Raw genomic sequence first — 6,996 nt, forward strand, 5'->3', positions numbered from 1 at the left:
CAGTTGACAAATTTCCAAGGCGACTTTATAGATTGCAACTGTTATTTTTCGTAATCTGAGATCACAAAATCAAACAAAAGAGATCTCGAAACAAAAAACGAAAATAGCGGAGGAAAACAAAATGATACTTGCTGACAAAATTATTAACGAGAGAAAAAAACTTGGACTTTCACAGGAAGACCTTGCAGATAGACTTGATGTTTCAAGACAGTCTGTTTCTAAATGGGAGAGCGCACAGTCAACACCAGATCTTGGAAGGATACTTAAGATGTCAGAGATTTTTGGCGTCAGCACTGATTACCTTCTTAAAGATGAGATTGAAGAAACTCATGTTACCGGAGAACTTATTGAGGACAGCGCAGCATCTGCTGGCGGAAGTCGCAGATATGTAAGTCTTGAGGAAGCATCTGATTTTCTAAATAAAGTAGAAAAAACTACTCCTTTAACAGCATGTGGCGTTTCAATGTGCATCCTTTCACCTGTGGTACTTATTGCCATGGCAGGCTTTTCTGCTTTAGGTTTTGTTCCGGAAGCTGTTGCAGCAGGTGTTGGTCTTATCACACTTTTTATTTTAATTGCTGTGGCTGTATTCATATTCATAATGAATGACAGATATCTTAAGCCTTATGAGTTCCTGGAGACAGATGCGATAGACACAGCCTACGGCGTAGATGGCATGGTAAAAGAGAAAAAGGCGGCTTTTGAAAGAAAGCATACGTTATTTATTGCTCTTGGTGTGGTTTTGTGCATACTTTCAAGCCTGCCGCTTATTATTGGAAGTCTCATCGCCACAACCCAGAAACAGGAGAACATTATTCCTTTACTTGTATCTGTTCTTCTCATAATTGTAGCTACAGGTGTTAACCTCATCATCAGAGCTGGTGGCATTATGGAGTCCTACAACAAGCTCCTTCAGGAAGGGGATTACAATTCAGAGGGTAAAAAGGCAAGCAAAGCCGTAGGAAAGATCGCCAGCATCTACTGGCCTGTAGTTGTTGCGGGATACCTTGCATGGAGCTTCATTACCATGCAGTGGGAGATGACATGGATAGTATGGCCTGTTGCAGCTGTTCTTTTCGGAGCAGTGGCAGGAATCACCAGGGCTTCCATGAAATAATAATATAAAAATATTGTTGACATGAGTTTTTAGATGTGTTATTGTACTTGAGTATTTGAAAACCAAGCAGAGTATCCACTCTCACCCTGCGGCACAGCCAGTAGCGGTTAATATCTTTTCAGATCCAGTGCTAAAAGCTCGGATCATGACTATGATTTTTTAGTGGATACATTTGCGGATGTATCCACTTTTTTTCAGGAGGATAAAACCATTAGCGAGTTATTTATTAACGATCAGATCAGAGCTAAAGAGGTCCGCGTGATTGGAGTTGACGGCGAGCAGCTGGGTGTTATGTCACTTAGCGATGCCAAGAAGATCGCAGAGGACGAGGGTGTTGATCTTGTAATGATCGCCCCAACTGCCAAGCCACCTGTTTGTAGGGTTGTAGACTATGGCAAGTTCAAGTATGAGCAGCTCCGCAAGGAGAAAGAGGCTCGTAAGAAACAGAAGACTGTCGAGATCAAGGAGATCAGACTTTCCCCTAACATTGACACCAACGATCTTAATACTAAGGTCAATGCTGCCAAGAAGTTCCTTGAAAAAGGAAATAGGGTTAAGATCACACTTCGTTTCAGAGGCCGTGAGATGGCTCATATGGGAGCAAGCGTTCACATCCTTACAGATTTTGCTGAGGCTCTTTCAGACGTTGCAGTTATTGAGAAACAGCCTAAGGTTGAGGGACGTAGTATGACAATGTTCCTTACTGAGAAAAAGAATTAATAAAATATTTTTTGCAAAGATATAGGAGGATTTAGTTATGCAGCAAAAGATGAAAACAAAGAGAGCCGCTGCCAAGAGATTCAAGGTAACTGGCACAGGCAAGCTCATGAGAAACAAAGCGTACAAGCGCCACATCTTAACAAAGAAGTCCACAAAGAGAAAGAGAAATCTTCGTCACGCAGGACTTGTTGACGCTACAAATGTAAAGACAATGAAGCAGATCCTTCCTTACGCATAAGTATACACTGTAGCGAAGAGAAGATTTTTGGATTAGTAATAGGAGGAATATTAAGATGGCAAGAGTTAAAGGCGCATTAAATGCCAAGAAGAAGCACAATAGAGTATTAAAGCTCGCTAAGGGCTATAGAGGAGCTAGATCAAAGCAGTACAGAGTTGCTAAGCAGTCAGTTATGAGAGCACTCACATCTGCATTCGCTGGACGTAAGCAGAAGAAGAGAGATATGAGATCTCTTTGGATCACACGTATCAACGCAGCAGCTCGTATCAACGGTCTTTCATACAGCAACATGATGCATGGTCTTAAGCTTGCAGGCGTAGACATCAACAGAAAGATGCTTGCAGAGATGGCTGTAAATGATCCTGATGGATTCAAGACACTTGCAGAGCTTGCAAAAGAGAAGATCGCATAAATTAAAAAATGGAAACTATTGGTTGTCATAATAGTTTTTTGATAGTAAAATTAAGGGGACTCAGTGTACTGAGTCCCCTGTTTTTATGGGATTTTTTAGATAATCTGGAGGTGCCAAAATGGCTTTTGAAAATTTACAACCCAAAGAGGTTTTTCATTTTTTTGAAGAGATATGCAATATCCCGCACGGTTCAGGAAATCTGCAGAAGATCAGTGATTACCTGGTAAAATTTGCCATGGAGAGAAATCTTGAGTTTATCCAGGACGGAGAACTCAACGTCATCATCAAGGCTCCTGCAAGCCCGGGATATGAGGACAGAGAGCCTGTGATCCTTCAGGGACATATGGATATGGTAGCTGTTAAGGAAGACAGCTCAGATATAAATATGCTTACTGACGGTCTTAGGGTCAAAACAGACGGAGAGTATGTCTGGGCTGAAGGAACAAGCCTTGGAGGCGACGATGGTATTGCAGTTGCTTACTGCCTTGCACTTTTGGATTCCAAGGATATTCCTCATCCACCACTTGAGGTTGTGATCACAACCAACGAAGAAACAGGAATGTTTGGCGCTACAGCCATCGACCTTAGCAGCCTTGCGGGCAAAAAGCTCATTAACATCGATAACGAAGAAGAGGGCGCATTTATTGTAAGCTGCGCAGGTGGAGCAAGAGTATACTCAGAGCTTTCTGTAAAGAGGGTAGCTTCTGCCGGAAAGCGCCTTAAGGTAGAGGTATCTGGCCTTCTTGGCGGACACTCAGGAGAGATGATCATTAAGGGCAGAGGAAACGCCAATATCATCCTATCAAGAACTCTTTTAGAGGCCCTTGACAGCGCAGAGTTTAATCTTGAAACAATAGGCGGAGGCGTAGCAGACAACGCTATTCCAAACGTATCATCTGCTATCGTATCCCTTGATCCTTCTAAGACAGAGGCATTTAAGGCTTCAGTTTCAAAGAGCCTTGAAGATATTAAGGGCGAGCTTGAAGTTAAGGACCCTGATGTAAACATCACAGTAAAAGAGCTTGAGGATGGTAATGAAGCTGTTATAAGCCCTGAGGATACTAAAAAAGCTCTTTCTCTTATATGCGTAATGCCAGATGGTGTTCAGGCAATGAGCTCCAGTGTAGAGGGCCTTGTGGAGACATCCTTAAACCTTGGAATCCTTAAGACTTCAGAGGATATGGTGACAATTGAGCAGTCAGTAAGAAGCTCGGTTTCATCCTCCAAGGATTTCCTTATTAGAAAAATAAGGACTATTTCTGAGGGCTACGGCGCCAAGGTTAAGGTCAGTGGTTCATATCCCGGATGGAAGTACAGACAGAAGTCAGAGCTTAGAGACCACATGGTTTCAGTTTACAAGGAGATGTACGGCGTTGAGCCAAAAGTCCTTGCAATCCACGCAGGTCTTGAGTGCGGAATTTTAAGTGAAAAGATAGAGGGACTTGACTGCATTTCAATCGGTCCTGATATGCAGGATATTCATTCAACAAAAGAAAAATTATCGGTAAGATCGGCATCAAATGTTTGGGATTATTTAAAGGCAGTGCTTAAGTAAGCGCTTAGGGGGTTATCATGGAAAAATTACGTCAGAGCATTATGGAGTCAGTTATCAACCAGTTCAACCAGAAGGGAATGAAGTTCACCATGGACGACATTTCCAAGGAGCTCCATATCAGCAAAAAGACCATCTACAAGGAATTTGATGACAAGGACGAGCTTTTCTTTGCCACAGTCGACTATGGTTTTACTGCCATCAAGCAAAAAGAGGCAGAGATATTAAACGATGACTCTTTGGACATCGTTGAAAAGCTCTCAAGAGTCATAGTTTGCCTTCCTGACAGCTACAGAAACATTGATTTTAGAATGGCTTATCAGTTAAAGGACAAATATCCCACAGTGTATCAGAAATTATCTTCAAGGATAGAGAGCGACTGGGAGGAGACTGAAAAGCTCCTTAAGCAGGCCATGGAAGAGGGAAAGCTTCGCAAGATGCCTATTCCTGTAGTAAAGCTCATAATTGAGGGTGCTATTGAGAAGTTCCTTGGTTCAGAAGAACTCTCCAAGACAAGCGTTAGCTACGAGGAAGCCTTAAATGGTATGATCGACATCATTATCAATGGACTTAGAGTCTAAGGTTTAAATCCGGAGGGGAAAATGATATACGCAGACGGTAAAGTATTTCTTTTACAGACAAAAAACACATCCTATATGTTCAGAGCCATTGAGACAGGTCATTTGGAGCACCTTCACTATGGCGGATCTCTTATATCTGGAGAAAAATACGACAGATTAAAGGATGAGATTGACTGGCCAGGAGCAGACAAGGAAGAGATTCAAAAAATAGCAATTGCTATCGCTCCAAAGCACTATTTTGGCGGCGGAAACATGAATGGCTTCAGCGATGATTTCAGGAATGTCAGTCTTGAAATGTACGGGCTTGAGGCTCCAACCTTTGGTAAGGGCGACATCAGAGAGCCCTTTCTTGAAGTGACCTATGGAAATGGCTCAACCACCGCTAATTTCCTTTACTATGACTATGAGGTGAGAAAGGGCAAAAGAAATCTAAACACCCTTCCATCTTCCTATGACGCTGAGGGAGGCTGCGAGCAGCTGGTTTTAAAGCTTGCTGACAAGGAGTACAGCGCAAGACTTGAGCTTGTGTATTCTGTTTTCCCAGACTGCGACATTATCACAAGAAGTGCAGCCCTTTATAACGACAACGACAGCGCGCTTACTATTGACAGACTTCTTAGCACCTGCGTTGATCTCTATGACACAGGCTATAAGTTCACATCCTTCCATGGAAGATGGGCCTATGAGATGGGCAGATTTGATTCTATTGTAGATGGTGGCAAGGCTGTTTCAGAGGAGCTTGCTGCAGGAGAGTCAGGATCACGCTCCAATCCATTTGTGATGGTATCAAGACCTGAAACCACCGATGATTACGGCGAAGCATATGGCTTTAACCTTATCTACAGTGGCAATCACTATGAGGCTCTTTCTTCCAATGCAGCCAGCATAAGCCGCTTTGTGTCAGGAATACAGCCTGTTGGCTTTAGCTGGAAGCTTGAAAAGGGTGAGAGCTTTGAAGCACCGGAAGCTGTAATGACATATTCTGATGAGGGCTACAATGGCCTTTCCGGAAACATGCACAGATTTGTAAGAAAGCACATAGTAAGAGGCTATTGGCGCGACAAGGAGCGCCCTGTCCTTATAAACAGCTGGGAGGCCAATTACTTTAACTTTACGCAAGGGTCTCTTCTTAGCCTTGCCAAAGAGGCAAAGAAGTGCGGAATTGAGCTGTTTGTCATGGACGATGGCTGGTTTGGACAGCGAAATGACGACCACAGGTCCCTTGGAGACTGGTATGAGAACAAGAAAAAGCTTCCAGGAGGCATAAAAGAGCTTGCTCAGAAGATGAACGATCTTGGCATGGAGCTTGGCGTATGGGTAGAGCCTGAGATGGTGAACAAGGACAGTGACCTTTACAGGTCCCATCCAGACTGGGCTGTGCAGGTTCCAGGTCAGAGCCACTCTGAAGGCCGCAACCAGATGAACCTGGATCTTACCAGGAAAGAGGTTCAGGACTATATAATCGAGGCCATGAAAAAGGTCTTTTCCGCAGGTAATGTATCCTACGTTAAGTGGGATATGAACAGGATATTCTCTGACAGATTCTCAACCTCCCTGTCACCTGACAGGCAGGGCGAGTTCCAGCACAGATATTACATTGGGCTTTACAGGGTATTAAAAGAGCTGACAGATGCCTTCCCTAAGATCCTCTTTGAGGGCTGCTCAGCTGGCGGAAACCGCTTTGACCTTGGAATGCTTTCCTACTTCCCACAGATCTGGGGAAGTGATGATACAGACTTCTTCTGTAGGCTTGATATCCAGAGGGGATACAGCTACGGATATCCTGCAAGTACGGTAGGTGCCCACGTTTCAGCGGTTCCTAATCATCAGACACTTATGAATAGTCCCCTGGAGTCAAGGTTTGAACTGGCGGCAGCTGGATGCTTTGGCTATGAGCTCAATCTCTGCGACATGCACGATGCTGATAAAAAGCTCATCAAGGATCAGGTTGAGTTTTACAAGAAGTACAGAGATGTTTTCCAGTTTGGAGATTATTACAGACTCCCTGACTCTGGCTTTATGATCGTGTCACGGGATAAACAGAGGGCTGTGGCTTTTGCAGTTGAGAGAAACGCCACACCTAACAATGACTACAAGTGCATAAGAACTAAGGGGCTTTTGGACGACGCCCTTTACTCAGTATGGAACAGGGCAGTTCCCTATAGCATCAAGGATATGGGAACACTTATCAATAACGTGGCTCCTGTCCATATCAAGCAGGATGGACTTCTGCACAACGTGATCAGCATATTTAAGGATATAAAGAGTGAAGAGCAAAAAGACACAATTTCTGGAGCAGCCTTAAGGACAAGAGGCCTTTCACTTAATGCTTCCTTCTCTGGAACTGGCCACAACGACGAAACCAGGATCATGAGA

General features: G+C 43.7%; 7 protein-coding genes. All 7 read left to right on the forward strand.

Features of this window, described 5'->3' with window-relative positions:
* Positions 1-121: 121 nt before the first annotated feature.
* Positions 122-1,117: a helix-turn-helix domain-containing protein gene (locus tag J6I68_RS09780; protein ID WP_292220000.1), complete on the forward strand. Its 996-nt coding sequence runs from the start codon at positions 122-124 to the stop codon at positions 1,115-1,117.
* Positions 1,118-1,327: 210 nt separating this feature from the next.
* Positions 1,328-1,837 carry a translation initiation factor IF-3 gene (infC, locus tag J6I68_RS09785; RefSeq protein WP_292203648.1) on the forward strand — a complete coding sequence of 170 codons (510 nt, stop codon included), beginning with the start codon at positions 1,328-1,330 and terminating at the stop codon, positions 1,835-1,837.
* 37 nt (positions 1,838-1,874) lie between these two features.
* Positions 1,875-2,075, forward strand: coding sequence for a 50S ribosomal protein L35 (rpmI, locus tag J6I68_RS09790; RefSeq protein ID WP_292203616.1), 201 nt, complete (start codon positions 1,875-1,877; stop codon positions 2,073-2,075).
* A 55-nt stretch (positions 2,076-2,130) separates the two neighbouring features.
* A complete protein-coding gene (rplT, locus tag J6I68_RS09795; RefSeq protein WP_120737025.1) occupies positions 2,131-2,487 on the forward strand; it encodes a 50S ribosomal protein L20 in 357 nt (118 codons plus the stop codon).
* 118 nt (positions 2,488-2,605) lie between these two features.
* A complete protein-coding gene (locus J6I68_RS09800) occupies positions 2,606-4,042 on the forward strand; it encodes an aminoacyl-histidine dipeptidase (RefSeq protein ID WP_292220001.1) in 1,437 nt (478 codons plus the stop codon).
* A gap of 17 nt (positions 4,043-4,059) precedes the next feature.
* A complete protein-coding gene (locus J6I68_RS09805; protein ID WP_292220002.1) occupies positions 4,060-4,620 on the forward strand; it encodes a TetR/AcrR family transcriptional regulator in 561 nt (186 codons plus the stop codon).
* Positions 4,621-4,641: 21 nt separating this feature from the next.
* Positions 4,642-6,996, forward strand: a 2,355-nt coding sequence (locus J6I68_RS09810; protein ID WP_292220003.1) for an alpha-galactosidase, incomplete at its 3' end; no start/stop codon positions are given.

Source organism: Butyrivibrio sp., from assembly GCF_017940685.1.
Taxonomy (GTDB): domain Bacteria; phylum Bacillota; class Clostridia; order Lachnospirales; family Lachnospiraceae; genus Butyrivibrio.

Excerpts from the sequence above, each read along its gene's own strand:
- J6I68_RS09780 (WP_292220000.1), top strand. The coding sequence starts at position 122 with ATGATACTTGCTGACAAAATTATTAACGAGAGAAAAAAACTTGGACTT.
- rpmI (WP_292203616.1), top strand. The coding sequence starts at position 1,875 with ATGCAGCAAAAGATGAAAACAAAGAGAGCCGCTGCCAAGAGATTCAAG.
- rplT (WP_120737025.1), top strand. The coding sequence starts at position 2,131 with ATGGCAAGAGTTAAAGGCGCATTAAATGCCAAGAAGAAGCACAATAGA.
- J6I68_RS09800 (WP_292220001.1), top strand. The coding sequence starts at position 2,606 with ATGGCTTTTGAAAATTTACAACCCAAAGAGGTTTTTCATTTTTTTGAA.
- J6I68_RS09805 (WP_292220002.1), top strand. The coding sequence starts at position 4,060 with ATGGAAAAATTACGTCAGAGCATTATGGAGTCAGTTATCAACCAGTTC.